The sequence below is a fragment of the Geodermatophilus obscurus genome (assembly GCF_900143215.1).
GTDB lineage: Bacteria > Actinomycetota > Actinomycetes > Mycobacteriales > Geodermatophilaceae > Geodermatophilus > Geodermatophilus obscurus_A.
The window spans coordinates 33045-58847 of sequence record NZ_FRDM01000014.1 but is presented as its reverse complement, the minus strand read 5'-3'; the positions used below and the strand labels follow the sequence as shown (position 1 = coordinate 58847).

At 71.7% G+C, this 25803-nt stretch carries 27 protein-coding genes and 4 tRNA genes; 12 read left to right on the top strand and 19 right to left on the bottom strand.

Features of this window, described 5'->3' with window-relative positions:
- Position 1: 1 nt before the first annotated feature.
- From rpoB to rplJ, 3 genes are all read right to left on the bottom strand, one after another.
- Positions 2-3511, bottom strand: a complete 3510-nt coding sequence (gene rpoB, locus BUB17_RS14310) for a DNA-directed RNA polymerase subunit beta (protein ID WP_083606338.1) — start codon at positions 3509-3511, stop codon at positions 2-4.
- Between the two features lie 661 nt (positions 3512-4172).
- Positions 4173-4568 (bottom strand): 50S ribosomal protein L7/L12, encoded by a 396-nt coding sequence (rplL, locus tag BUB17_RS14305; RefSeq protein WP_072919047.1) that lies wholly within the window; start codon positions 4566-4568, stop codon positions 4173-4175.
- Positions 4569-4585: 17 nt separating this feature from the next.
- The gene (gene rplJ / locus BUB17_RS14300; protein ID WP_072919044.1) at positions 4586-5185 is read right to left on the bottom strand and encodes a 50S ribosomal protein L10; all 600 of its coding nucleotides are present in this window, start codon (positions 5183-5185) and stop codon (positions 4586-4588) included.
- A gap of 404 nt (positions 5186-5589) precedes the next feature.
- Between rplJ and BUB17_RS14295 the strand changes: the two genes are divergently transcribed.
- On the top strand, positions 5590-6651 hold the full coding sequence (locus BUB17_RS14295) for a Kelch repeat-containing protein (protein WP_175561367.1): 1062 nt from the start codon (positions 5590-5592) through the stop codon (positions 6649-6651).
- A gap of 127 nt (positions 6652-6778) precedes the next feature.
- On the opposite strand, the gene rplA is transcribed toward BUB17_RS14295, so the two are convergent.
- The 5 genes from rplA to BUB17_RS14270 form a co-directional block, all read right to left on the bottom strand.
- Entirely contained in the window at positions 6779-7498 is a 720-nt protein-coding gene (gene rplA, locus BUB17_RS14290) for a 50S ribosomal protein L1 (RefSeq protein ID WP_072919039.1), read from the bottom strand.
- Between the two features lie 151 nt (positions 7499-7649).
- Positions 7650-8078 (bottom strand): 50S ribosomal protein L11, encoded by a 429-nt coding sequence (gene rplK, locus BUB17_RS14285; protein ID WP_012950499.1) that lies wholly within the window; start codon positions 8076-8078, stop codon positions 7650-7652.
- 93 nt (positions 8079-8171) lie between these two features.
- The gene (nusG, locus tag BUB17_RS14280; RefSeq protein WP_244277220.1) at positions 8172-9065 is read right to left on the bottom strand and encodes a transcription termination/antitermination protein NusG; all 894 of its coding nucleotides are present in this window, start codon (positions 9063-9065) and stop codon (positions 8172-8174) included.
- Positions 9066-9104: 39 nt separating this feature from the next.
- Positions 9105-9656 (bottom strand): preprotein translocase subunit SecE, encoded by a 552-nt coding sequence (gene secE / locus BUB17_RS14275; RefSeq protein WP_072919037.1) that lies wholly within the window; start codon positions 9654-9656, stop codon positions 9105-9107.
- 106 nt (positions 9657-9762) lie between these two features.
- A tRNA-Trp gene (locus BUB17_RS14270) sits at positions 9763-9835 on the bottom strand.
- Positions 9836-10107: 272 nt separating this feature from the next.
- Between BUB17_RS14270 and BUB17_RS14265 the strand changes: the two genes are divergently transcribed.
- Positions 10108-11349, top strand: a complete 1242-nt coding sequence (locus BUB17_RS14265) for a pyridoxal phosphate-dependent aminotransferase (protein WP_072919035.1) — start codon at positions 10108-10110, stop codon at positions 11347-11349.
- A gap of 115 nt (positions 11350-11464) precedes the next feature.
- On the opposite strand, the gene BUB17_RS26880 is transcribed toward BUB17_RS14265, so the two are convergent.
- From BUB17_RS26880 to BUB17_RS14235, 7 genes are all read right to left on the bottom strand, one after another.
- Positions 11465-11602 carry a hypothetical protein gene (locus BUB17_RS26880; RefSeq protein ID WP_175561366.1) on the bottom strand — a complete coding sequence of 46 codons (138 nt, stop codon included), beginning with the start codon at positions 11600-11602 and terminating at the stop codon, positions 11465-11467.
- On the bottom strand, positions 11603-12034 hold the full coding sequence (locus BUB17_RS14260) for a MaoC family dehydratase (protein ID WP_244277219.1): 432 nt from the start codon (positions 12032-12034) through the stop codon (positions 11603-11605).
- 49 nt (positions 12035-12083) lie between these two features.
- Positions 12084-12530, bottom strand: coding sequence for an FAS1-like dehydratase domain-containing protein (locus BUB17_RS14255; RefSeq protein ID WP_072919033.1), 447 nt, complete (start codon positions 12528-12530; stop codon positions 12084-12086).
- A gap of 65 nt (positions 12531-12595) precedes the next feature.
- A complete protein-coding gene (gene rpmG / locus BUB17_RS14250; protein ID WP_012950506.1) occupies positions 12596-12760 on the bottom strand; it encodes a 50S ribosomal protein L33 in 165 nt (54 codons plus the stop codon).
- 112 nt (positions 12761-12872) lie between these two features.
- Positions 12873-12946, bottom strand: a tRNA-Met gene (locus BUB17_RS14245).
- 57 nt (positions 12947-13003) lie between these two features.
- A tRNA-Thr gene (locus BUB17_RS14240) sits at positions 13004-13076 on the bottom strand.
- A gap of 71 nt (positions 13077-13147) precedes the next feature.
- The gene (locus tag BUB17_RS14235; RefSeq protein ID WP_244277218.1) at positions 13148-15688 is read right to left on the bottom strand and encodes a putative bifunctional diguanylate cyclase/phosphodiesterase; all 2541 of its coding nucleotides are present in this window, start codon (positions 15686-15688) and stop codon (positions 13148-13150) included.
- Between the two features lie 1239 nt (positions 15689-16927).
- Here BUB17_RS14235 and BUB17_RS14230 point away from each other — a divergent pair.
- Positions 16928-17359: a pilus assembly protein TadG-related protein gene (locus BUB17_RS14230; RefSeq protein WP_072919029.1), complete on the top strand. Its 432-nt coding sequence runs from the start codon at positions 16928-16930 to the stop codon at positions 17357-17359.
- Positions 17360-17414: 55 nt separating this feature from the next.
- Here BUB17_RS14230 and BUB17_RS14225 read toward each other — a convergent pair.
- Positions 17415-17496: transfer RNA gene (locus tag BUB17_RS14225), tRNA-Tyr, on the bottom strand.
- A 105-nt stretch (positions 17497-17601) separates the two neighbouring features.
- On the opposite strand from BUB17_RS14225, the gene BUB17_RS14220 reads away from it, so the two are divergent.
- Entirely contained in the window at positions 17602-18093 is a 492-nt protein-coding gene (locus BUB17_RS14220; protein ID WP_072919027.1) for a YajQ family cyclic di-GMP-binding protein, read from the top strand.
- Positions 18094-18111: 18 nt separating this feature from the next.
- Here BUB17_RS14220 and BUB17_RS14215 read toward each other — a convergent pair whose 3' ends face one another.
- Positions 18112-18672, bottom strand: a complete 561-nt coding sequence (locus tag BUB17_RS14215) for a hypothetical protein (RefSeq protein ID WP_072919026.1) — start codon at positions 18670-18672, stop codon at positions 18112-18114.
- Positions 18673-18899: 227 nt separating this feature from the next.
- On the opposite strand from BUB17_RS14215, the gene BUB17_RS14210 reads away from it, so the two are divergent.
- From BUB17_RS14210 to BUB17_RS28570, 8 genes are all read left to right on the top strand, one after another.
- On the top strand, positions 18900-19289 hold the full coding sequence (locus tag BUB17_RS14210) for an ester cyclase (RefSeq protein WP_072919025.1): 390 nt from the start codon (positions 18900-18902) through the stop codon (positions 19287-19289).
- A gap of 82 nt (positions 19290-19371) precedes the next feature.
- On the top strand, positions 19372-19761 hold the full coding sequence (locus tag BUB17_RS14205) for an ArsR/SmtB family transcription factor (protein ID WP_072919159.1): 390 nt from the start codon (positions 19372-19374) through the stop codon (positions 19759-19761).
- Positions 19758-20468: a cation diffusion facilitator family transporter gene (locus BUB17_RS14200; protein ID WP_072919024.1), complete on the top strand. Its 711-nt coding sequence runs from the start codon at positions 19758-19760 to the stop codon at positions 20466-20468. The genes BUB17_RS14205 and BUB17_RS14200 overlap by 4 nt, the downstream gene beginning before the upstream one ends.
- Complete coding sequence (locus BUB17_RS14195; protein ID WP_072919022.1) at positions 20469-21104, top strand: methyltransferase family protein; 636 nt, start codon at positions 20469-20471, stop codon at positions 21102-21104.
- Between the two features lie 185 nt (positions 21105-21289).
- The gene (locus tag BUB17_RS14190) at positions 21290-21664 is read left to right on the top strand and encodes an ArsR/SmtB family transcription factor (RefSeq protein WP_072919020.1); all 375 of its coding nucleotides are present in this window, start codon (positions 21290-21292) and stop codon (positions 21662-21664) included.
- A complete protein-coding gene (locus tag BUB17_RS28575) occupies positions 21661-21978 on the top strand; it encodes an arsenic resistance protein (RefSeq protein WP_280173882.1) in 318 nt (105 codons plus the stop codon). Before BUB17_RS14190 ends, BUB17_RS28575 begins: the two co-directional genes overlap by 4 nt.
- A gap of 14 nt (positions 21979-21992) precedes the next feature.
- On the top strand, positions 21993-22787 hold the full coding sequence (arsB, locus tag BUB17_RS14185) for an ACR3 family arsenite efflux transporter (RefSeq protein WP_280173881.1): 795 nt from the start codon (positions 21993-21995) through the stop codon (positions 22785-22787).
- Positions 22784-23899 carry an arsenate reductase/protein-tyrosine-phosphatase family protein gene (locus BUB17_RS28570; protein WP_432416390.1) on the top strand — a complete coding sequence of 372 codons (1116 nt, stop codon included), beginning with the start codon at positions 22784-22786 and terminating at the stop codon, positions 23897-23899. Before arsB ends, BUB17_RS28570 begins: the two co-directional genes overlap by 4 nt.
- A 59-nt stretch (positions 23900-23958) precedes the next feature.
- On the opposite strand, the gene BUB17_RS14170 is transcribed toward BUB17_RS28570, so the two are convergent.
- Positions 23959-24522, bottom strand: a complete 564-nt coding sequence (locus tag BUB17_RS14170) for a DinB family protein (RefSeq protein ID WP_208983401.1) — start codon at positions 24520-24522, stop codon at positions 23959-23961.
- A 48-nt stretch (positions 24523-24570) separates the two neighbouring features.
- Positions 24571-25797: an MFS transporter gene (locus tag BUB17_RS14165; protein ID WP_072919014.1), complete on the bottom strand. Its 1227-nt coding sequence runs from the start codon at positions 25795-25797 to the stop codon at positions 24571-24573.
- Between the last annotated feature and the right edge of the window lie 6 nt (positions 25798-25803).

Sequence of the window (25803 nt, the reverse complement as noted above, 5' to 3'; positions counted from 1 at the left end):
CTCAGACGTCCTCGACGGACGACGGCTCGCGGCGGGACAGGTCGATGCCCAGCTCCTCCGCGGCCCGGAAGACCTCGTCGTCGGTGTCGCGCAGCTCGATCGCCTGGCCGTCGCCGGAGAGGACCTCCACGTTCAGGCAGAGCGACTGGAGCTCCTTGAGCAACACCTTGAACGACTCCGGGATGCCCGGCTCGGGGATGTTCTCGCCCTTGACGATCGCCTCGTACACCTTGACGCGGCCGAGGATGTCGTCGGACTTGATGGTGAGCAGCTCCTGCAGCGCGTAGGCCGCGCCGTAGGCCTGCATCGCCCAGCACTCCATCTCACCGAAGCGCTGACCACCGAACTGCGCCTTACCACCCAGCGGCTGCTGCGTGATCATCGAGTACGGGCCGGTCGACCGGGCGTGGATCTTGTCGTCGACCAGGTGCAGCAGCTTCAGGATGTAGACGTAGCCGACCGAGATCGACTCGGGGAAGGGCTCCCCGGAGCGGCCGTCGAACAGCCGCGCCTTGCCGGTGGGCTGCACCATCCGGTTGCCGTCGCGGTTGGGGATCGTCGAGCCGAGCAGGCCGACGATCTCCTCCTCGCGGGCGCCGTCGAACACCGGCGTCGCCGTCCGGGTGCCCGGAGCGGCGGAACGCGCGGCGTCGGGCAGGTTGCCCGCCCACTCCGGGGTGCCCTCGACCTGCCAGCCGGACTTGGCGACCCACCCGAGGTGGGTCTCCAGGACCTGGCCGACGTTCATCCGGCCGGGGACGCCCAGCGGGTTCAGGACGATGTCCACCGGGGTGCCGTCCTCGAGGAACGGCATGTCCTCCTGCGGCAGGATCTTCGCGATGACGCCCTTGTTGCCGTGGCGCCCGGCGAGCTTGTCGCCGTCGGAGATCTTGCGCATCTGGGCGACGTAGACCCGGATCAGCTCGTTGACGCCGGCGGGCAGCTCGTCGCCGTCCTCGCGGGAGAACACGCGGACGCCGATGACCTTGCCGGACTCACCGTGCTTGACCTTGAGGCTGGTGTCGCGGACCTCGCGGGCCTTCTCACCGAAGATCGCCCGCAGCAGCCGCTCCTCGGGGGTCAGCTCGGTCTCGCCCTTCGGCGTCACCTTGCCGACGAGGATGTCGCCGGGGACGACCTCGGCACCGATGCGGATGATGCCGCGCTCGTCGAGGTCGGCGAGGACCTCCTCGGAGACGTTCGGGATGTCCCGGGTGATCTCCTCGGCACCGAGCTTGGTGTCCCGCGCGTCGACCTCGAACTCCTCGATGTGGATCGAGGACAGGACGTCGTCCTGCACGAGGCGCTGCGACAGGATGATCGCGTCCTCGTAGTTGTGGCCCTCCCACGGCATGAAGGCGACGAGCAGGTTCTTGCCCAGCGCCATCTCGCCCTCGTCGGTGCACGGACCGTCGGCGATGACCTGGCCGACCTCGACCCGCTGCCCCTCGTCGACGACGGGGGTCTGGTTGATCGAGGTGCCCTGGTTCGAGCGGCGGAACTTCAGCAGCCGGTAGGTCTGCCGGGTGCCGTCGTCGGCCATGACGGTGACGTAGTCGGCGGTGGAGTCCTCGACCACACCGGCCTTCTCCGCCACGACGACGTCGCCGGCGTCGACGGCGGCCCGCAGCTCCATGCCGGTGCCGACCAGCGGCGCCTCGCTGCGCAGCAGCGGGACGGCCTGACGCTGCATGTTGGCGCCCATGAGGGCGCGGTTGGCGTCGTCGTGCTCGAGGAACGGGATCATCGCCGTCGCGACCGAGGTCATCTGCCGCGGCGAGACGTCCATGTAGTCGACGTTCTCCGGCACGAGGTAGTCGACCTCACCGCCCTTGGTGCGGACCAGGACGCGGTCCTCGGCGAACCGGCCCTGGGCGTCCAGCGGCGAGTTGGCCTGGGCGACGACGAAGCGGTCCTCCTCGTCGGCGGTCAGGTAGTCGATCGTGTCGGTGACGACGCCGTTCTGGACCCGGCGGTAGGGGGTCTCGATGAAGCCGAAGGCGTTGACCCTCCCGTAGGCCGACAGCGAGCCGATCAGGCCGATGTTCGGGCCTTCCGGCGTCTCGATCGGGCACATCCGGCCGTAGTGGCTCGGGTGCACGTCGCGGACCTCCATGCCGGCCCGCTCGCGGGACAGACCACCCGGGCCCAGCGCCGACAGGCGGCGCTTGTGGGTCAGGCCCGCGAGCGGGTTGGTCTGGTCCATGAACTGGGACAGCTGGCTGGTGCCGAAGAACTCCTTGATGGAGGCGACGACCGGCCGGATGTTGATCAGCGTCTGCGGCGTGATCGCCTCGACGTCCTGGGTCGTCATCCGCTCGCGGACGACGCGCTCCATGCGGGAGAGGCCGACGCGGATCTGGTTCTGGATCAGCTCGCCCACCGTGCGCAGCCGGCGGTTCCCGAAGTGGTCGATGTCGTCGGTGCCGTGGTCGGGCTCACCGGCGTGCAGACGCACGACGTACTCGATCGTGGCGACGATGTCGTCCTCGGTCAGCGTGCTGGTGCCCTGCGGCACGTCGACGCGGAGCTTCTTGTTGACCTTGTAGCGGCCGACCTTGGCCAGGTCGTAGCGCTTGCCGTTGAAGAACAGGTTCTCCAGCAGCGCCTGGGCGCTCTCCCGCGTCGGCGGCTCGCCCGGCCGCAGCTTGCGGTAGATGTCCAGCAGCGCCTCGTCCTGACCGGCGATGTGGTCCTTCTCGAGGGTGGCCAGCACCGTGGGCGACCACTGGAAGTGCTCGCGGATGCGGTCCTCGGTCCAGCCCAGCGCCTTGAGCAGCACGGTGACCGGCTGCCGGCGCTTGCGGTCGATGCGGACGCCGACGGTGTCGCGCTTGTCGACGTCGAACTCCAGCCACGCACCACGGCTGGGGATCACCTTGGCGCTGAAGACGTCCTTGTCCGACGTCTTGTCCAGGGTCTTGTCGAAGTAGACGCCCGGGCTGCGGACCAGCTGCGAGACGACGACGCGCTCGGTGCCGTTGATGACGAACGTGCCCTTGTTCGTCATGATCGGGAAGTCGCCCATGAACACCGTCTGGCTCTTGATCTCGCCGGTGGTGTTGTTCATGAACTCGGCGGTGACGAACAGCGGCGCCGCGTAGGTCATGTCCTTGTCCTTGCACTCCTCGAGGGACGCCTTGACGTCCTCGAAGCGCGGGTTGGAGAAGGACAGCGACATCGAGCCGCTGAAGTCCTCGATCGGGGAGATCTCCTCGAGGATCTCGGCCAGCCCACCCACGGCGTCGGCCTGCTCCTCCGGCGAGAGGGTGGCCCGCCACTCGGGGCTGCCGATGAGCCAGTCGAACGAGGCGGTCTGCAGCGCCAGGAGGTCCGGCACCTCGAGCGGCTCGGAGATCTTGGCGAACGAGACGCGCAGCGGCGCGCCGGGGATCTTCTGCTGGTCGGCCTCACCGGTGCGGGGGCCGGCCTGTGGGGCCTGTGACTGCTGGCCGTAGGGCCCGGAGTCGGTGGTGCGGGGGTTGATGCTGGTGGGGCGAGAGCCTGCCAAGATGCGTCCTTCCAAGGACCTCACGACGTGCGGGCGGTGGGTGCTGTTTCGTCCTGGGTCGTCGTCGGTAATGGCGGGGCTGTCCGCGTTCGTCCTGCCCGGGACGGTCGACGGGCGTCCGGAGGACGGTCCCCCCGGGCACCCCAGGCGACCCGTCTCGGCGGGCAAGCAGTCAGGGGGCAGCGCAACAGAGAACCTTACCCCGTCTGCAGCGGGCTGTCCACGTCGGGGGTCCGCACGCGAGGGGACCACGCCCGGGGAGGGCAGCCGGCCGGCGGGGCCGGGTCGGGCCGTCGAGGACGGCCCGCTCATGATGCCAGTCCGGAGGCGGTCGTGGGGCCACCACGCCGCGCGCGTCGGGTCTCCACGACGGCCGCAGCGGGCCGGTCAGGTGGTGGTGAGCGGCCTCGGCCTGCTGGACTCCCAGGTCCCGGCGACGTCCGGCAGCACGACTGCACCGTGCGCGTCCCGGACCCCGCGGACGGGCGTGCCGCCGGATCCACCCGGACGGGGGACGCACGCGGACGACGCAGGGGCCGCCCTCCGGGTGGAGGACGGCCCCTGCGGGTCGTGCGGAGTGGTGCGTTCCCCGGTCAGGTGGCCGGGGAGGGGGTCACGGTGACGCGTGACGTACCCGGCGTCGAGATCGCCGGGTACCGGGTCACTTGACGGTGACGGTGGCGCCGGCGCCCTCGAGAGCGGCCTTGGCCTTCTCGGCGGCGTCCTTGTCGACCTTCTCCAGGACCGGCTTCGGCGCGCCGTCGACCAGGTCCTTGGCCTCCTTGAGGCCGAGCGAGGTCAGGCCGCGCACCTCCTTGATGACCTGGATCTTCTTGTCGCCGGCGCCCTCGAGGATGACGTCGAACTCGTCCTGCTCCTCGGCGGCGGGGGCACCACCGTCGCCGGCACCACCGGCGGCCGGGGCGGCCGCGACGGCGACCGGAGCAGCAGCGGTGACCTCGAAGGTCTCCTCGAACTGCTTCACGAAGTCGGACAGCTCGAGCAGCGTCATCTCCTTGAACGCGTCGAGCAGCTCCGTGGTGGACAGCTTGGCCATGATCTCTCCTTCTGGGGTCAGTCGGTGCTGGCCGCGGCGTCCGCGGCGGCAGCGGTGTCGGTGGCGGTGTCAGCAGCGGTGTCGGCGGCGGAGTCGGCACCCTCGGCGGGCTTCTTCTCCTGCAGCGCGGCGGCCAGACGGGCGACCTGGGACAGCGGGGCCTGGAACAGACCCGCGGCCTTGCTGAGGTTGCCCATCATCGCGCCGGCCAGCTTGGCCAGCAGGACCTCGCGCGGCTCGACGTCGGCGAGGGCGGTGACCTCGGCGGCGCCGACCGTGCGGCCCTCGACCACGCCGCCCTTGACGACGAGCAGCGGGTTGGCGCGCGCGAAGTCACGGATGGCCTTGGCCGCGTTGACCGGATCGCCCTCGATGAAGGCGATCGCGGTCGGGCCGTTGAGCAGCGGCGCGAGGTCGGCGTGACCGACCTGCTCCGCGGCCCGCTTCGTCAGGGTGTTCTTGACGACTGCGTAGCTGCTGCCCTCACCGAGGGAACGGCGCAGCTGGGTCAGCTGGGCCACGGTCAGCCCGCGGTACTCGGTGAGCACCGCCGCGCTGGACGACTGGAACCGCTCGGTGATCTCGTCGATCACCGCGGCCTTCGCCTGCGTGGGCATGGGCCTCCTCTCGTCTGTCGGGCGGACCGCCGGCCGGTGCGCGACGGCGGGCGATCAACTGGCCCCGGAGACGAGGAACGCCCCGGCGCAGGCGCACGGGGCGAGGACGCGGGCGCGAGAGCGCCACGTCGATCGAACCGTCCTCCTGCGCGGGTCGCCCGGGATCCGGGACCTTCGATCGCACGCGGACGTGCGACGACCAGCGGTCTGTGGGGGAACGCCGACGAGCATACGCGACGCGGCGGAGTTGCCGTTCGTCGCCGCCGGGGTCCCACTGCAGGGCCCGGGCCCGCGGACCACCACCGCGGGGCCGCCCTGGTCCTCCGGTGACGAGGCGTTGACGGGTCGGTGGGTAAATGGCCGCAGGCGCTGGAGCGCGCACCGACACCGCAGGGGGGATCGCCATGACGACGACAGTCCTGACGGGCGCCTGGTCGACGGCGGCGTCGATGAGCACGCCTCGCAGCGGGCACACCGGCACGCTGCTGCCCGGCGGTCGTGTGCTGGTCGCCGGGGGCGACACGGGCGGACAGGAGACGCCCACCGCCGAGTTGTACGACCCGCTCACCGACACGTGGCTGCCGACGGGCGGCCTGTCGGCAGCCAGAGCCCACCACACCGCCATCGCGTTGCCCGGCGGCGGCGTCCTCGTGCTCGGCGGTTACGCCCAGAACGGCTTCGTCCGCGACATCGAGCGGTACGACCCGGCTACGGGCACGTGGTCGAGTGCGGGGATGTCCAGCGCTCCACGGGAAGACCCCACCGCAGTGCTGCTGGACACTGGCTCCGTGCTGATGTGCGGGGGCTACGACCGCCTGGGGAACACCGACCTGGCGACGTGCGAGCTGCTCGACCCGGTGTCCGGTACATGGACGGCGGCCGCACCCATGGTCAGTCCTCGCTACAACCACCCGGCCACGCTCCTCGCCGACGGACGTGTGCTCGTGGCCGGCGGCGTCAACGTGCTCAACCAGGGCGGGATCGCCCTCACCGAGATCTACGACCCGGCGACCGACACGTGGTCAGCCGCCTGCCCCATGACCCAGGTCCGTCAGACCGACGACAACGGCCAACCCGCACAGTTGCGGCTGCCCTCCGGGGACGTCCTGACCGTCGGGGGCTACAACCGCATCGACGGCGTGCTCCGGACGGGGGAACGTCGCGACACCGGGACCGGGGCGTGGTCGGCGATCGCCCCCATGACGACTGCCCGTGAGGGCCTGCACACCGCCACTCTGGTCGCCACGGGGGCGGTCCTGGTCGTCGGCGGGGTCGACGACGATGGTCCTGTGCCGAGCGCGGAGGTGTACGACCCGACGACTGACACGTGGTCGGCCGTCCCCACTCCCGGCACGGCCCGGGCCCGGCACGTCGCCGTCCGGCTGCTGGACGGTCGGGTGCTCGTCACGGGCGGTGTGGACGGCGCCGGCGGTGCCGTCGCCACCGCGGAGCTGTTCGTCCCCTGACCGGTGCGCAGACGACGGAGGCCCCGCCGCGCGGTGCGCGACGGGGCCCCCGGCGACCTCCGTGGGCGGCCCCTCGCAGGGCCCCGCCGCGAGCGTCAGCGAGCGGTGGGGGCGAAGGGGTCCTTCCTCAGGCGGTGGGCTCGTCCACCGTCAGGTTGCGGGTGCGGTTCGGGTCGACCGGGATGCCCGGGCCCATCGTGGTGGAGATGGTGACCTTCTTCAGGTACCGGCCCTTGGCCGCGGCCGGCTTGGCCCGCAGCACCTCGTCCAGCGCCGCGGCGTAGTTCTCCACGAGCTTGGTGTCGTCGAAGGACGCCTTGCCGATCACCAGGTGCAGGTTGGCCTGCTTGTCGACGCGGAAGTTGATCTTCCCGCCCTTGATGTCGTTGACCGCCTTGGTGACGTCGGGGGTCACCGTGCCGGTCTTCGGGTTCGGCATCAGGCCGCGCGGGCCGAGGATGCGGGCGATCCGGCCGACCTTGGCCATCTGGTCCGGGGTGGCGATCGCGGCGTCGAAGTCCAGGAAGCCGCCCTGGATGCGCTCGATCAGGTCGTCGGAACCCACGACGTCGGCGCCGGCAGCCTCGGCTTCGGCGGCCTTGTCGCCGGTCGCGAAGACGATGACGCGGGCGGTCTTGCCGGTGCCGTGCGGCAGGTTGACCGTGCCGCGGACCATCTGGTCGGCCTTGCGCGGGTCGACGCCCAGGCGCATGGCCACCTCAACGGTGGCGTCGTACGCCGTCGGCGAGGTCTCCTTCGCCAGACCCGCCGCCTGCAGCGGGGTGTAGAGGTTGTCGCGGTCGACCTTCGCGGCTACCTCGCGGTACTTCTTGCCGTGCTTCGCCATGGTGGTTGTCCTCTCCCCCGGCGCCTCGGCCGGGAGTCCTGTGGTGCGCGGGCCTGGCGTGGCCCTCCCACAGGTGCGGTGATGGAACGGCCCCGGTGCAGGGCCCCGGCCCGAGCGGAGCGAGGGCTGGGGGGGCAGCGGGGTCCTTCTGTTACTGGACGGTGATGCCCATCGACCGGGCGGTGCCGGCGATGATCTTCTCCGCCTCGTCGAGGGAGTTGGCGTTGAGGTCGGCCATCTTGGTCTGGGCGATCTCGCGGACCTGGTCACGCGTGACCGTGGCGACCTTGGTCTTGTGCGGCTCGCCGGAGCCCTTCTCCACACCGGCCGCCTTGAGCAGCATGCGCGCCGCCGGCGGGGTCTTGGTGACGAAGGTGAACGAGCGGTCCTCGTAGACCGAGATCTCGACCGGGATCACGTTGCCGCGCTGCGACTCCGTGGCGGCGTTGTACGCCTTGCAGAACTCCATGATGTTGACGCCGTGCTGGCCCAGCGCCGGACCGACGGGCGGGGCTGGCGTGGCCGCACCGGCGTTGATCTGGAGCTTGATGACCGCGGTCAACCGCTTCCTGGGGGGCATCGCTTTCCTTCTTCTTCCTTCGTGGTCTGGGCTGGAAGGCCCCGGTGCAGGGTCCCGGCCCGAGCGGAGCGCGGGTCGGGGGGCACCGGGGTCCTAGATCTTCTGGACCTGGTTGAACGACAGCTCGACCGGCGTCTCCCGGCCGAAGATGGACACGAGCACCTGCAGCTTCTGCTGCTCGGCGTTGATCTCGTTGATCGTGGCCGGGAGCGTCGCGAACGGGCCGTCCATGACGGTGACCGACTCGCCGACCTCGAAGTCGACGACGGTGGTCGGTGCGGCGGCGGTGGTGGTGCTCGTGGTCTCCGCCGTCCGGGCGGCCTGCGGGGTGGCCGCGGGGGCGAGCAGGCTGACGACCTCGTCGATGCTCAGCGGCGAGGGACGGGAGGTCGCCCCGACGAACCCCGTGACGCCGGGGGTGTTGCGCACCGCACCCCAGGACTCGTCGTTGAGGTCCATGCGGACCAGCAGGTAGCCGGGCAGCTTCTTCCGGTTGACCTGCGTGCGCTTGCCGTTCTTGATCTCGGTGACCTCCTCGGTGGGCACCTCGATCTGGAAGATGTAGTCCTCCATGTCCAGCGACTGGATGCGCGACTCCAGGTTGGTCTTCACCTTGTTCTCGTAGCCGGCGTACGAGTGGATGACGTACCAGTCGCCGAACTGGCTGCGCAGGACCTTGCGCATGGCCTCGGCCGGGTCGGCCTCCTCGTCGTCCTCGGCCTGGTCGGCCAGCTCGGAGGACTCCGCCGGGGCGGCGAGCGGGTCGGTCGCCAGGCTGGCGGGGTCGCCGGTCTCGACGCCGGGCGCGACGTCGGCCACGCCGGTGAGGGCGTCCTGGTCGGCGGTGTCGACGGAGCCCTCGGCAGCACCGGTCTCGCCGGCGCCGGTCTCGACGTCCGTCGTGCCGCGCACGTCGAAGCGAGCGTCGTCGAGGTCGATGGCCTCGACGGCGCTGTCGGTGTCGAAGGGCTCGCGGGGGTCGGTCACGGTGTCTCTTCCTTGTCGGTGGTGCAGGCGCGGGTGGGCTCAGCCGAAGACGGCGAGCACACCCTGGGCGAAGAGGAGGTCCAGGCCGGCCACCAGGGCGACGATGAAGGCCACGAAGACGATGACGACGGTCGTGTAGGTGATCAGCTCGCGGCGCCCGGGCCAGATGACCTTGCGCAGCTCGGCGACGACCTCGCGCAGGAAGCGTCGGAGGTTGCGCCGCTGCCGTGTCGCGGCGGCGCGATCGCGTTCTGCGGCGGCGCGGGACCGGGTGGCGCCTCCTTCGGCGGCCGACCCGGCGGGCCGGGACGGCGTGCGCTCGCGGGCGACCCGACGGCTGCGGGGCGCCGACTCGTCGTCGTCCTCGTCGTCCCCGGCGGTGATCCGGCTCCCGCGGCGGGCGCCGGTGGGCCGCGCGGCCACGACCTTGTCCTCGTCGGTCTCCGCCTCAGCGGCGACCTCGGCCTCGGCGGCCTCCAGCTCGGCGGCGTCGGCCACGCCGGGAGCCTCGCGGTCGAGCTGCTCGTCGGTGGGCTCGGCGTCGGAGGCGGCGCGGGGATCGCCCTCGCGTGCCGGCTTCTCGTCGCTCACTGCGCCTCGCTCGCCTCGGTGGTGGTGGCCGCTGTCCTCAGGCCGACGGTCGGTGGTGCTGTCGTACGGTCGTGCACGCCGCCGGCACAGGTGCCGGCGGCACGGGCAGGGGTGACAGGACTTGAACCTGCAGCCTGCGGTTTTGGAGACCGCTGCTCTGCCAATTGAGCTACACCCCTTGGAGGACCTCGTCCCCCCACCCGTCGCGCGCTCGGGGTGGGGCCCGGGACGGGGCCGCCCGGGACCGCGTGGCCCGCTCCGGACGGCACCGTTCCCACGAGGGTTCCGGGGCACGCCGGTGGCGGGGTCAGTGGCCCCAGGGCCGCCAGTGTACGGGACCGCCGAGGCCGCCAGCCAACCTGCCGGGCGGTGACCGTTCCGTGCCGGGCGGCGGGGCTCCCGACGGGGTACGGAGGCGACCGCGGAGGTCGTCCTCCGACATGATGGGGCCATGACCGCCGCCTCCCCCACGGAGTCCGCTGCCCCGCCCGCCGACCGGCGCGTCTCCCGCCGCGTGGCCGCCATCGCCGAGTCGGCGACCCTGGCGGTCGACGCCAGGGCCAAGGCGCTCAAGGCCGCGGGCAAGCCGGTCATCGGCTTCGGCGCCGGCGAGCCGGACTTCCCGACGCCGGACTACATCGTCGAGGCCGCCGTCGCCGCCTGCCGGCAGCCGGCGATGCACCGCTACACCCCTGCGGGAGGTCTGCCGGCGCTCAAGGAGGCGATCGTCGCCAAGACCGCCCGCGACTCGGGGCTGCCGGTCACCCCGGCCAACGTGCTGGTGACCAACGGCGGCAAGCAGGCCGTGTACGAGGCCTTCGCCACGATGCTCGACCCGGGCGACGAGGTGCTGCTGCCTGCGCCGTACTGGACCACCTACCCCGAGGCGATCGCCCTGGCCGGCGGCGTGCCGGTGCCCGTCGTGGCCGACGAGGAGAGCGGCTACCTGGTGTCGGTCGCCCAGCTCGAGGCCGCCCGGACGCCGCGCACCAAGGTGCTGCTGTTCTGCTCGCCGTCCAACCCGACGGGCGCCGTGTACCCGCCCGAGCTGGTCGAGGAGATCGGCCGCTGGGCGCTGGAGAACGGGCTGTGGGTGCTCACCGACGAGATCTACGAGCACCTCACCTACGACGGGGCCACCGCGCCGTCGATGCCGGTCGTCGTCCCCGAGCTCGCCGACCGCTGCGTCGTCGTCAACGGGGTGGCCAAGACTTACGCGATGACCGGCTGGCGGGTGGGCTGGGTCGTCGGGCCGGCCGACGTCGTCAAGGCCGCGACCAACCTGCAGTCGCACGCCACCTCCAACGTGGCCAACGTGTCGCAGGCCGCCGCCGTCGCCGCGCTCACCGGTGACCTGTCGGCCGCGGCCACGATGCGCGAGGCCTTCGACCGGCGGCGTCGCACGATCGTCTCGATGCTGCGCGAGATCCCCGGCGTGGCCTGCCCCGAGCCTCGCGGCGCCTTCTACGTCTACCCGTCGGTCAAGGCGCTGCTGGGCCGGCCGGTCGCCGGCCGGACGGCGCAGGACAGCGTGCAGCTCGCCGAGATCATCCTCGAGGAGGCGGAGGTCGCCGTCGTCCCGGGTGAGGCGTTCGGCACGCCGGGCTACCTGCGGATGTCCTACGCGCTCGGTGACGACGACCTCGTCGAGGGCGTGAGCCGGATGCAGCGACTCCTCGGCACGGCCGGCTGAGAGCGGCCCCTGGCTCCGTCCAGAGGCTCGCCGCAGGCCTCGTCCCGGGTCCCACCCTGAGCCTGCGAAGGGTGGGGAGGACGAGGTCCTTCCACGGTGAGGAGGACGGGGTCCTTCAGTCGTCGAGAGCGCCCGCCTCGGTGAGGACGTCGAGCGCCGCGGGCAGGTCGGCCAGCGCCGCGCCGACCTCGCTGACAGCGGGGGAGCAGCAGCAGGGCGGCGGCCAGCGCGAGCCCGGCCGGCCGCGTCGCACTCACGCCAGCTGGACGGTGGCGCGGGCCAGCGAGAGCACCTTCTCGCCGCCGCTGGTGACGGTGAGGTCGACCCGGGCTCGGCCGTCCTCGCCTAGCGCGCCCACCTTCCCGCGGACCGTCACCCGGGCTCCGGCGTCGTCGTCGGGGACGACGACCGGCCGGCCGAAGCGCACGTGGTACTCGACCAGCGCGCCCGGGTCACCGGCCCAGGCGGTGACCGCGCGCGCGGCCAGCGCCATGGTGAGCATCCCGTGCGCGATGACGCCGGGCAGGCCGACCTCGGTGGCCACCCGCTCGTTCCAGTGGATGGGGTTGAAGTCCCCGGAGGCGCCGGCGTAGCGGACCAGGTCGGCTCGGGTGACCGGATAGGTCTGCTCGGGCAGCTCGGTGCCGACGCCGACGTCGGCGGCTCGGACCGTGGCGGTCACCATGCCCTCCCTTCGCTCCCGCCCGGCGGAGCCGGCCGTGTCGTGGAGTCGCTCACGCGGTCCCCCGGGCGACGAGCATCGAGGTGGCGGAGCAGACCGGTTCGCCGTCCTCGGTGGCGACGTCCACCCGGGTGGTGAGCAGGTCGTTGCCGCCGACGCTGCGCACGGCCTCGATGGTGGGGGTGGCGACGAGCCGGTCGCCGGCACGGATGGGCCGGTGGTGGGTGAAGCGCTGCTCGCCGTGGACGACGCGGCTGTAGTCCAGCGCGACGTCGGGGTCCTCGACGACGACGCCCGCGGCCGACAGCGTCAGGGCGATGGCGAAGGTGGGCGGGGCGATGACGTCGGGGTGTCCGGCCGCGCGAGCGGCGTCGGTGTCCCGGTGCACCGGATCGGCCGCTCCGATGGCGTCGGCGAACTCGGCGATTTTCTGCCGGCCGACCTCGTAGACGGCGGAGGGCGGGTAGCCGCGCCCGACCAGTGTTGGATCGAGTGCCATGCTCCCGCCCTCCCTCTCGCAGGGACCGCTGGCTCAGCGGGTCCCTGCGGTGGCTCGAGACCGCGTCAGCGCGTCTCGCGGTGGATCGTGTGCTTGCGGTCCTTCGGGCAGAACTTCTTCAGCTCGAGCCGGTCGGGGTCGTTGCGCCGGTTCTTGCGGGTGATGTAGTTCCGGCTCTTGCACTCCTGGCAGGCCAGGGTGATCTTCGGACGGATGTCGGTGGCTGCCACGGGGCGCTCCTCGCCTTGTCGGTACCGGGCCGGGGCCCGGGAACGTGCGGGCGGGTGCCCGCACGGTGCTGCAACACGCCGACGGACCCCGGGTCGCGGGGTCCGTCGTGAGTAGCGGTGACCGGATTTGAACCGGTGACACAGCGATTATGAGCCGCTTGCTCTGCCTGGCTGAGCTACACCGCCGGACGTGACCGTGCGACCCGGTCTCGGCGACCGGGCCGAGCGGCCACTGCGTTCCAGAGCCCCTTTACGGAATCGAACCGTAGACCTTCTCCTTACCATGGAGACGCTCTGCCGACTGAGCTAAAGGGGCGGGCTTCGAGCCGTCGAGAACTCTACCCGACGCCTCCGGGAACCTGTCGCAGGGGGTCCCCGGCCCGACGCTCAGGAGCGCACGAACAGCCGCCGGTGCGGCGTGCCGGCGACGGCCGAGCGGACGCCGGTGCGGGCCAGGATCCAGCTCTCCAGCCGCTGGTCGGGCAGCGGTCGGCTGACCAGGAAGCCCTGCAGCTTGTCGCAGCCCATCTCGGCGAGCAGGTTGCGCGTCAGCTCGTCCTCGACACCCTCGGCCACCACCCGCAAGCCCAGGTTGTGGGCCAGCTCGATGATCGAGCGGGCGATGAACGACTCCCCCTGGCTGGTCGACATGCCCAGCACGAAGGACTTGTCGATCTTCACCTCGTCGATGGGCAGCTGGCGCAGCTGGGACAGCGAGGAGTAGCCGGTGCCGAAGTCGTCCATCGACAGCCGCAGGCCCAGGGCGTGCAGGTCGGCCAGGACGGTGCTGCTGCGCACCGAGTCGTCGACGACGCTGCCCTCGGTGATCTCCAGGGTCAGCAGCTCCCCGGGGACGCCGTGGCGGCGCAGCGCCCGGCGCACCCGGTCCACCAGGTCCGGCTCGGTCAGGCAGCGGGCGGAGAGGTTGACCGCCACCGACAGCGCGATGTCCCGGTCCAGCCAGCGGCGACAGCGGGCCAGCGCGAGGTCGAGCACGTAGTCGGTCAGCGGACCGATCCGGCCGATCTGCTCCGCGAGGTGGATGAACTCGTCCGGCGCGATCGCCCCGTAGCGCGGGTGCGCCCAGCGCACCAGCGTCTCGACCGAGACGATGTCGGAGGTGCGGGCGTCGATGATCGGCTGGAAGACGACGCTGATGTCGCCGTCGGCCATGGCCTGCTCGAGCTCGGTGCCGAGCTGCAGGCGGCGCAGGCTCTGCTGGTCGAGCACCGGGTGGTAGCTGGCCACGCCGCTCTTGCCGGCCCCGGCCAGCAGGGCGACGTCGGCCCGCTGCATGAGCGTGCCGGAGTCCGCGCCGTGCACCGGGGCGGCGGCGACGCCGATGGTCAGCGTCACCTCGAGGTCCAGGCCGGCGACCCGGACGCGAGTCGAGGTGGCCTCGCGCAGCCGGCGGGCGGCCCGCTCGGTCGCGGGCAGCGACAGCCCGGGGAGCAGGACGGCGAACTGCTCACCCTCCATGCGGGCCACGAGCGCCTGCGGCGGGGCGTGCTCGCGCAGCAGGCCGGCGGTGACCAGCAGCAGCTCGTCGCTGGCCGCGTGGCCGAGCGTGTCGGTGACTTCGGCGTAGTTGTCCAGCGAGGCCAGGATGAGGCCCGCGCGCCCGGCGACCGGGTCGGCCGCGAGCAGTTCGTCGATCTCCACCGCGAGGCGCTGCCGGTTGGGCAGGCCGGTGAGCCGGTCGTGGTCGGCGTCGTACCGGATCTGGGTCAGCAGTTGCTGCTGCCGGATCGCGGCGTTGACGTGGGTGAGCATGGAGTCCAGCGCCGACCGGTCGCCGTCGGAGAACCAGACGACGTCACTGCGGCGGTCGCAGATCTCCAGATAGCCGGGCTCTCCCGCGGCGGTGGCCACCGGTGCGGCGAGCAGGTCGTGGGCACCGCGGCGTTCGAGAGCCGCAGCCTCGGCCTCGGTCGCTCGAGCGGGGGAGACCAGCAGCGGACCGTCGTGTGCACCTTCGGTGGCCCGCCGACGGAACAGATCGTCAGGGTCGCTCGGGCCGTCGTACCAGCTGCGGCCGTCGTCCGAGGCGACGACCAGACATGGCTCTTCGTCCAGGTACGGCGGTAGCCAGAGCGCCACACGCTCGGCGTTCAGCAACTCCTTGACCGCCTCGACGATCCGCCTCGTACCGTCCTCGTCCGCACCGACCTGTTCCACGCGGCGGGCGAACTCGTAGACCCTCTCCAGGCGCTCGCTCTCGCGGGTCACCCGGGCGAAGCGCCGGTAGAGCAGAGCCAGCGCGAGGAGAACGGGGAGCAGGAGGAGCCAGGCCCAAGCGGTCCGGTCGACCATCAGCGAGGCGGCGAGTCCGATGACCGTCGACAGCGGATAGACGACGAGCACGGGGGCGAAGAGCCGGGTCAGCATCGCCCGGCCGGGGTCGCCCTGGGTGATGGCGATCGCAGCTACCACGATCACCGTGCCCACCGCCGTCGCCGCGATGACCGCAACGAGGTAACAGAGCCACGTCACCGGGTCGTCGAGCGGACCGACGGGCAGGCGGTCCAGCAGGACCACGGCGACGCCTACCTGGATGATGTACATCGCGACGTTGGTGAGGGTCTTCGCGACCGGGATGCGATCGCGGATGCTGATCGCCCACATGGCCCCGGCGTACGCCAGCGCGGTCCATGCGCCGCTCATCTCCACGAGCGAGACGACCAGCACCACCTCACCGACGGAGCAGGCGATGGTGTGCGAGCGGATCTCGACGGCAAGCGTGAGGGACTCGGCCACGATGAACGCGACGAAGAACGCCACCACCACCCACGGCCGCACAGAGCTGATCGCTTCGCTCAGCAGGTAGGCGACGAAGGGCAGCGCCATCGTGATGACGCCGGCGGCCACGACAGATGGCTGGCGGAACGCCGACCACCGCGCGGGCGCGCTCGGATCGAGTTCGGCCACGGTCACCCGGTCCTCGGGGATTGGGGGGAGGAGACGTGCGGCGAGAGGCTAACAGCCGATGACCTCTCCCTCGGCCTGCGCGACCGGTCCCGGGCACCCGAAAGGGGTAGCGGGCGTCAGTGACCCGCTACCGCTACGGGACGGCAGCTCAGTTCCAGCGGCTACCGCGGTTCCACCGGCTGCCGCGGTTCCACCGGCTACCACGGTTCCACCGGCTGCCACGGGACTGAACGGAAGACTGGATAACACTCATGACGCCTCCTCAGGCTTGAAGAACTGCAAACACGTATGGCAGTCGTCCAGGCGCGGGGGCAGAGCGTTGGGTACGGACCGCGCCTGAGAGATTGCTGCCCGTCACTCTTTCGGGGCAAGCGTCCGATCCGCCACGCGGATTACAGCAGGGTCGCGATTCGTCATGCCGTCACAGAAGGTGACGATAAGTAGGCGTACTGTCACGCTATGGGGTGACACGAGGGACGCGTGGTGCATCGGGCGGACGGCTGGTCCGTATCGGTTCCCCGTATCGGTTCCCCGTATCGGTTCCCCGTATCGGTTCCCCGTATCGGTTAAAGGCCCGCCACCGAGGCCGGCACTCGGACCACTCCCGGACCGGCCACCGCTCAGGAGCCGGGACGCCCTCGCTCGCCCTCATCAGGCGAAGATGTCCCGGCTCGTGCAGGGATCCCGGACTCTGGACCGAGCGCGGTCACCCCTGTCCTGCGCGGATCGCTGCTGTTCCGAACCGACCCAGCGCTTCCAGGTCTGCAACCAGGAGCGGCAGCAGGGCCGAGGAGGAGGGCGGGTACGGCGAGCACGGGCCCCCTGCCCACCTCCCCCAACGGACCGGCTCACGTCCACGGACAGGAGCGGTGCGAGCGCCCGCGGACCGACGTGTCCGGCGGGAGCGGCAGCCCCGGACCGCGGGACGGAGCGTCGTCCGGCGGACTGCGCCGGAGAGGTCGCTGTTCGTCCCCCGTCCGGAGCAAGCACCAGGATCGCGGGGCGGTGCCGATCAGTTCTGCCGTCACGCAGCGCGACGTGCTGCGACGTGGCGTCATCCGGAGCCCTGACCCGCATCCGGGGCGATGCCGCGGCGGCCGGCGCCGCGAGGACCCGACGCGCCGGCCTCTCCACAGGCGCGACTCCGGCTCACCAGGGGTCCCCCGATCGGGTCCACAGCTCTCCACATCGCCGTCCACGGCTCGTGGACGGGCCGGACGGCGGCCTACGCTGCGCCACGTGCGACCGGACGGAGAGGACGGCGAGCGCGGCTCGACGCTGCCCCTGGTCCTGGTGTGCTGGCTGGTGGCCGCGCTCATGACCTTCGGGGCGATCGCGGCGTCGGACGCCTTCCTCGAGCAGCAGCAGGTGCAGTCGGTCTGCGACGGTGCCGCGCTGGCCGCGGCCAACGCCACCGACGAGGCGGCCCTCTACGCCATCGGCGTGGGGACGGCGCTGCCGTTGACCCGCGCGAGCACGCAGGCGGCCGTGGCCGACCAGCTCGCCGACGGGCGGACGGCGCTGCACTCCTGGTCCACCGAGACCGACGGCGTGGAGGTGACGGTGCGGTGCACCCGCTACGCCGAGATCGCGTTCGGCTGGCTCTTCCTCGGCGGGCAGCCCCTGGAGCGCACCGCCGTCGCCGGCGCTCGTGCCCCCACCACCTCCTGAGACGCGCCGCGGCCCCCGACCTCGGCTGAGGTCCGGGGGCCGCGCGTACCGGATGTGGCGGGTGAAGGATTCGAACCTTCGTAGGCTAAGCCGACGGATTTACAGTCCGCTCCCATTGGCCACTCGGGCAACCCGCCGTGGTGGTACCGGGAGAGCGTACAAGACACCGGGAACCGGCTTCGGACGTGGCCTCAGGGCGCGACCGTGGCGGGTGGACGACAGAGGGAAGGAGCAACCGACACATGGCCGACTCGTCGTTCGACGTGGTGAGCAAGGTCGACCGCCAGGAGGTCGACAACGCCCTCAACCAGGCCGCCAAGGAGCTCTCGCAGCGGTTCGACTTCCGGGGCACCAACGCCTCGATCGCCTGGGCGGGCGAGGAAGGCGTGACGCTGAGCGCCGACACCGAGGAGCGGGTGACCGCGGCCCTCGACGTCTTCCGGGAGAAGCTCGTCAAGCGGGGCATCTCGCTCAAGGCCCTCGACGCCGACGACCCGCAGTCCTCCGGTCGCAGCTACAAGATCGGCGCCCGCATCAAGCAGGGCATCGAGTCCGACACGGCCAAGAAGATCGCCAAGATCATCCGGGACGAGGGCCCCAAGGGCGTCCAGGCCCAGATCCAGGGCGACCAGCTGCGGGTGAGCGGGAAGAAGCGGGACGACCTGCAGGCGGTCCAGCAGCTGCTGCGCGGCAAGGACCTCGACGTCGCCCTGCAGTTCGACAACTACCGCTGATCCGATCTGTTGGGGAGGTCAGCGCGTCGTCACAGCGTCTCGGTCCGCGGGGAGTCCGCACGTGCGCCCAGCGCGGCGGCCATCGGTCGCCGGCTGCGGCGCGCGTGCGGTCCTCGGCAAGTCGGTCGCGACGAGGTGGGCAGTGTTGGACGTGTGCGCGCGGGTCGTCCCGACGTAGGCCGAGGCGGCGCCGGTGTGCTCCCCGATCACGACGTTCGCGGCAGTGACGGTGTCGCCCTGGGCGCCGTGCGCGGTGGAGGCGTAGGCGAGCTGCACGTGTTCGGTGACGTGGTCGGCCGGCAGCATGCGCTCCCCCGGGGCGGCTGCGGTGGCCTCGCCAGGGACGACGGTGAGCTCGCCGCGGCGTTCGACGGCGGTGACCGTCCAGGTGTCGCGGTTGGCCACGGCCAGGGCGCGGTCGTTGCGTCGGGTGGCGATCCGGTCCCCGGCGGTGATGCGCTGCCCGGCGCGGGTCGTGGCGACCTGGGTGTCATCGACCCGGTCGGCGACCACCGACTGTTCGCGAGTGGCGGCGTCGAGCTCGTCGGACTCTTCGCCGGTGTCCACCACGAGTGCCACGCGCTCCCTCTGATCGGTGGCCCCCACGGTGGAGCAGCTGGTACAGGTCCTGCGGTGAGGCTGCCAAGGCGTCGTCGGACGACCCCGACCGAGGAGTCGGTGATGTGCGGCTGCTGCGGCCGGGATCTGCCGCGCACCACGGTGCACGAGCTGGGCGGCACGTCGGAGGTCTACGTCTGCCGGCGCTGCGCTCTGTGGATGGCCGCGCGGATCGGACGGCGGTAGCTGTGAGCGTCGAGGACAACAAGCGGCTGGTGGCCCGCGCGGTCACTGAAGTCATCAACCGCGGGAACCTCGCCGCGGTCGAGGAGCTGTACGCGTCGGAGATCGCCGCAGCGGCGCGCGAGTGGGTGGCCCCCTTCCGGACGGCGTTCCCGGACGTGCGGATGGAGACCGTCGCCCTGGTCGGCGAGGGCGACACCGTGGTCGGCCACTTCCGCTGCTCGGGCACCCACTCCGGGCCGTGGATGGGTCGGCCCGGCACCGGTCGGGCCTTCCGCGATGTACGAGAGGTGTACTGGTTCACCGTTCGCGGCGGCCGCATCGTCGACTGGTGGGGACTGGAGGACAACGACGACCGACGCCGCCAGCTACGCGCCGGTGGCGCACCTGCCTGACGGGCACCGGGCGACGCGGCAGCCACGCCTGCACCGATCTCGACGAAGATTCGACACTTGGCGATAACATCGCCTGGTGTCGATGAAAGCGCCCCAACGTCACGGCAGCACCGAGGCTCCTCTGCTCGAGACCTCCGGGCTCTCGCCGGCGGCGTCTCTGTTCCACAGCCTCTCGGATCCGACGCGCTTGGCGATCCTGCGCCACCTGTCCCTCGGTGAGCACCGCGTCGTCGAGCTGACCAAGCACCTGGGCCTCGCCCAGTCGACGGTCTCCAAGCACCTCGCCTGTCTGCGCGACTGCGGCCTCGTCGAGTCCCGGCCACAGGGGCGCGCGTCGATGTTCTCGCTGACGACACGCGACGAACTGCTCGAGTTGCTCGCTGCCGCCGAGCGGCTGCTGGCCCTCACCGGCGACGCCGTCGACCTCTGCCCCACCTACGGCGTTGCAGCTCGCGCGGGGGCCGAGTCGTGACGACCGCGACGCTGAGTGCCGACCGCCGCGCGGCTCTCGCGCGGCGCATCCGCTTCCTGGTCGCAGCGACGATCACCTACAACCTGATCGAAGCCGTCGTCGCCCTCACTGCCGGCACCGCCGCCTCGTCGTCGGCACTCATCGGCTTCGGGCTCGACTCGGTGATCGAGGTGTCCTCGGCGCTGGCCGTCGCGTGGCAGTTCGCCGGCAGTGACCCCGAGGCGCGCGAGCGGGCGACCCTCAAGGTCATCGCCGTCTCGTTCTTCGCCCTGGCTGCCTTCGTCACCTTCGACGCGCTGCGGTCCCTCCTCGGCTCCGGCGGAGCCGAGCACTCGACGGTGGGCCTGGTGCTCGCCGCGGTGAGCTTGGCGGTCATGCCCTTCCTGTCCTGCGCCCAGCGCCGAGCGGGCCGAGAGCTGGGCTCGGCCTCGGCCGTCGCCGACTCCAAGCAGACGCTGCTGTGCACCTACCTCTCCGGCGTCCTGCTCGTCGGGCTGGCGCTCAACAGCCTCTTCGGCTGGTCCTGGGCCGACCCGATTGCCGCCCTCGTCATCGCAGGCATCGCCCTCAAGGAGGGCCGCGAGGCCTGGCGCGGTGACAGCTGCTGCTCGCCGACCGAGGCGCTCTTCGCTCATGCCGACGGCGCCCACGACGACTGCGCCTGCTCCCCCGGCTGCGCCTGCTGCTACTCCGACCGGAACGCCTGAGTGGCCATCACTGCGCTGCTGATCTACCTCGTGGGATCGGCGGTCGCCTTCGGCCTGCGGACCGTGCTGCAGCTGCGACGCACCGGCTCGTCGGGCTTTCACGGCATCTCCGGCAAGCCCGGCTCGCTGCGGTGGTGGGCCGGCATCTCCCTCGTCGCCGCCCTCGTGCTCGGCCTCACCGCGCTGGCTCTCGCCGTCGTCGACGTCGCGGCTCGCCCGAGCGGATCGTCGGTCGACGCCGCCGGCCTCGTCGGCCTGGTGCTCGCTCTCGTCGGCTTCGCCGGTGTGCTCGCCGCTCAGACCGGGATGGGCTCGTCGTGGCGCATCGGGGTCAAGGAGACCGAGCGCACCGAGCTGGTGACCGGTGGCCTCTTTGCGTTGGTCCGCAATCCGATCTTCACGGCGATGGTGGTCGCCCAGCTGGGTCTGACCCTGATGGTGCCGACGTGGTTGTCGGTGGCCGCCCTCGTGTGCCTGGCGGCCGCTGTCGAGATGCAGGTGCGTCTCATCGAAGAGCCCTACCTGCTCACCACCCACGGCGGCAGCTACGCGCGCTACGCCGCGGCGACCGGCCGCTTCATCCCCGGCGTAGGCCGCCTGACAACTTCCGGTGTCACACCCCGCAGCTGGCCGTGACCCTCGCGCCGATGCCCGCTGCGACCGCGGCCGGAGGGCTCACATCGAGTACGTCATGACCCACGACCGGAGCCCTGGCAGGCACCTCGAGCGCGTACCGCCTGAGCGGCTGCGGCTGTCCTCGGACGACTGGGTTCACCCATCGAGGTTCATCACATCGACGGATGTCATTACGATCCCCATCGATGACCCTCGATGGGAGCGAGACGATGAGCGACCCCGGCTTCGCCTGCTGCACACCCCTGACCGGCTCGGCGATGAGCAGCGAACAGGCCGAGGAGCTGGCCGCGCTGCTCAAGGCCCTGGCCGACCCGGTGCGGCTGCGCATGGTCAGCCTGATTGCCTCCAGCGAGGCCGGTGAGGCCTGCGTGTGCGACCTCAACGAGGCCTTCGACCTGACCCAGGCCACGATCAGCCACCACCTCAAGGTGCTGCACTCCGCGGGGATCCTGGACCGGGAGAAGCGCGGCGTGTGGGTCTACTACGCCGTGCGCCCCGCGGCGCTCTCGGCGGTGGCCAACGTGTTCAGCTCGCCCGCCCTGGCGGGTGCGAGCGCATGAGCGACACCGTCGGCGAGACCGCCCGCCCGGGCACCGACGTCGACGCCCCGGTCCTCCAGCGCCTGTCCACCCTCGACCGGTTGCTCCCGGTCTGGATCGTCGCCGCCATGGCCGCCGGCCTGTTGTTGGGCCGCCTCATCCCCGGCCTCGACGACGCCCTGTCGGCGGTCGAGGTGGGCAACGTGAGCCTGCCGATCGCCATCGGGCTGCTGCTGATGATGTATCCGGTGCTGGCCAAGGTCCGGTATTCCGAGCTGGACCGGGTGACCGGGACCGCAGGCTGCTGGGCGCGAGCCTGGCGCTCAACTGGCTGATCGGCCCGGCGCTCATGTTCGCCCTCGCCTGGCTGCTGCTGCCCGACCTGCCCGAGTACCGGACGGGATTGATCATCGTTGGCCTGGCGCGATGCATTGCGATGGTGCTGATCTGGAACGACCTGTCCTGCGGTGACCGCGAGGCGGCAGCGGTTCTGGTGGCCATCAATTCGGTGTTCCAGATCCTGGCCTTCGCGGCGCTGGGCTGGTTCTACCTGCAGGTGCTGCCCGGGTGGCTGGGGCTGTCGACGTCGTCGGCAGAGTTCAGCGTCTGGGCCATCGTGGTGTCGGTGCTGGTCTTCCTCGGCATCCCGCTGGTGGCCGGCTTCCTCACCCGCACCCTGGGTGAGCGGGCCCGCGGGCGGGAGTACTACGAGAGCCGGGTGCTGCCCAGGATCGGCCCGATCGCCCTCTACGGGCTGCTCTTCACCATTGTCATGCTCTTCGCGCTGCAGGGCGATGCGATCACCTCCCAGCCCTGGGACGTCGCGCGGATCGCGCTGCCGCTGCTGGCCTACTACTTCCTGATGTTCGGCGGCAGCTTCCTGCTCGGCATGCGCCTGGGCCTGGGCTACGCCAAGACGGCCACGCTCGCCTTCACCGCGGCGGGCAACAACTTCGAGCTCGCTATCGCCGTCGCCATCGGCACCTTCGGCGTGACGTCCGGCCAGGCGCTGGCCGGCGTGGTCGGGCCGCTGATCGAGGTGCCGGTGCTCGTCGCGCTCGTCTACGTCGCCCTGTGGGCCGCTCGGCGCTGGTTCCCCGGCGACCGCACCGTCCCTGATGCTGCAGTGAGGAGTGCTCGATGACCCGCGAGGACAAGGCCCTGCCCGGGCTGCTGGTGCCCGAGGCCACGCTGCACCGCCTGGTTGACCAGCTGGCGGTCCGCTTCGCCGGGGTCTTCGCCCGCGAGACCATCGACCGCTACGTCTTCGAGTCCTACACGGCGCCGGCCCGCACGGCGACGGTGACCGCGCACCTGCCGGTGCTCGCGGGGCGCTTCGCCACCGAGCGCCTCACCGCGCTGGCCCAGGCCAAGGGCGTCATCGACAGCGACGTCTGCGAGATCCTCTTCGTCTGCGTGCACAACGCCGGGCGCTCGCAGATGGCCGCGGCGCTGATGGCGCAGCACGGCGGGGACCGCGTGCACGTCCGCTCGGCCGGTTCGCAGCCGACGGCGAGTATCGATGCCGCCGTCGTCGAGGCGATGGCTGAGGTCGGCGTCGAGTTTGGCGCCGAGTTCCCCAAGCCGCTGACCGACGACGTCGCCCGCGCCGCCGACGTGGTCGTCACGATGGGCTGCGGCGACGCCTGCCCGGTCTACCCGGGCAAGCGTTACCTGGACTGGCAGGTCCGGGACCCCGCCGGTCATTCCGTTGGTGAGGTCCGCGCCATCCCGCGCCGACATCGACGCTCGTGTACGGGCGCTGCTTGCCGAACTGCACCCCGCTGGCGCCTCGCGATGACCGCGCCGGCTCACCGACCCCGAGGAGATTCCACCGTGGCTGACAAGCCAAGCGTCCTGTTCGTCTGCGTGCACAACGCCGGCCGCTCCCAGATGGCCGCCGGCTGGCTGCGCCACCTCGCCGGCGACGCCGTCGAGGTCCGCTCCGCCGGGTCCATGCCGGGCGACCGGATCAACCCGTCCGCGGTCGAGGCGATGCGCGAGGTCGGCATCGACATCACCGATCAGCGGCCCAAGGTGCTCACCACGGAGGCCGTCGAGGCCTCGGACGTCGTCATCACCATGGGCTGCGGCGACGCCTGCCCGATCTTTCCCGGCAAGCGCTACGTCGACTGGGCCCTCGAGGATCCGGCCGGCAAGGGCGTCGAGTCCGTGCGCCCCATCCGCGACGGGATCGAGACCCGCATCCGCGGCCTGCTCACCGAACTCCAGGTGCCCTCGGCTCCCGGCCGCTGAGCCGACACCCCTCTCGTCCCGCGCGCGCCGCAGGCCGCCGCACCCCAACACGCCAGCGGTCAGGGGCCGGTACCAAGGGTCAGCTGGCGGCGGTGGTGCTCGAAGTGCCGGGTTGCGTACCGGTACACCTCGGCCAGCGTCAGATGGCCGAAGTACGGATCCCAACCGGCCGGGAACGGCATGCCGCGGTGCAGGGCCGCCTCCTTCTCCCGCGCCAGACTCCGCTGCAGCGCGGCGATGGTGCGGTCCGCCAGTGGTCCCATCCGGAAGTGGTTGAACACCCGGGCGCCGCCCACCGACCCCCAGTAGTTGACGACGTGGAAGGGCCGGGTGGTGGAGTCCAGCAGTGCGGCCCACCCGCGGCCGACCGCCGGCGGCAGCCGGCTGACCACGCGGACGAGCGGCAGCAGGGTCCGGACGATCAGGTATCCGAAGACCATGTGGTACATCAGCTGCTCGTTGGTCCACCGGGTGCCGTGGCTGCCACGGCGCAGGTCACCGGCGTCGGCAGTGGCGAGCAGCGCGTGCAGCCGGGCCAGGGCCTGCTCCATCTCACCGCTGATGGCGGCCCGGTCCACCGGGTCCTCGGCAGGCGGCCGGCCAGCGGCGGATTGGCGCCTCACCCGGCCACGGTGAGCCCACCTGGCGCGTGGTCGCAAGGCCTCGCGCCGTCACGGTGTTGGTCGCTCGGAGGCGGCCCGCCAGGCCAGCGCCGCGGCGACCAGGACGACGCCGGCCAGGAGCGAGAAGGCCGCCGCGTAGCTGCCGACGACCTCGGCCAGCGCCGTGCCCGCCCAGGGCGCGAGCGCGGTCGCTGCGGTGATGGGAGCGGCGAAGAAGCCCGACAGGGTGCCGTAGCGCGCCGTACCCCACCGGTCCGCGACCGCCGTTGCCTGCAGCAGGGTGCAGGCCCCGCGGACCGCGCCGAGGGCGACTGCAGCGCCGATGAGGGCAGCCGGTGGGCCGGTGAGCGCTCCGAGGAGCCCGATGGCCAGCGCCGAGGCCCCGATGAGGATCACCGCTCGCCCGGTCGGGGTGGTGCGGGCAGAGAGTGGTCCGTAGACGATGCGGCCGAGCAGCTGGCCGGCACCCAGGAGCCCGAGGGTGGTCGCTGCCAGCGACGCGGAGAAGCCCCGCCCGGTGAGTAGCGGGATCACCGTCAGGCTCGTCGCGTAGAGCCCGAAAGCGGTGAGCGTGAGTGCTGCCGACAGGGCCAGGAACTCGCCGCTGCGCACCTCGAGGGGGATCCGGCGGGCCCGGTGGCGCGGTGAGGACTCAGGGATGCCCTCCTGCACCCAGGGCGCAGTCAGCGTGAAGACGTGCAGCGGGATCGTGACCACCGCCAGCACCGCGGCGAGCACCAGGTAGGTGCCGCGCCAGCCGAGGGCCTCGATCAGCGCGTTGGTCAGCGGCGCGAACAGCGTGCTGGCCAGGCCCGCGACGAGAGTCAGTGCCGTCAGCGCCCGGACCCGGCGGTCACCGTACCAGCGGGTGAGCGCCGCGAACGCCGCTTGGTAGAACACCGCGGCCATCGCGGCCCCGGCGACCAGCCAGGCCGCCAGGAACGTCGCGTAGTTCGGCGCCAGCGCGATGCCGACGGTGGACGGAACGGCGAGCACGGAGCCTGCGGTCATCACGCGGCGGGGCCCGTAGCGGTCGAGCCAGCGCCCGACGGGGATCCCGACCAGCGCCGAGACCACCAGGCCGGCGGAGAAGGCCGCTGTGGTGGCGGTGGCCGACCAGCCGGTGTCGGCGGTGATCGAGGCCAGGGCGACCGGAAAGGCGTAGTAGAGGACGCCCCAGCTGGTGACCTGGGTGATGCACAGTCCGGCCAGCGCCCGCCGCGGCGGGTGCCGAGAGCTCCCGGACACCGCCGCGGCGGGCTGCGCTGATCCCATGGCCCG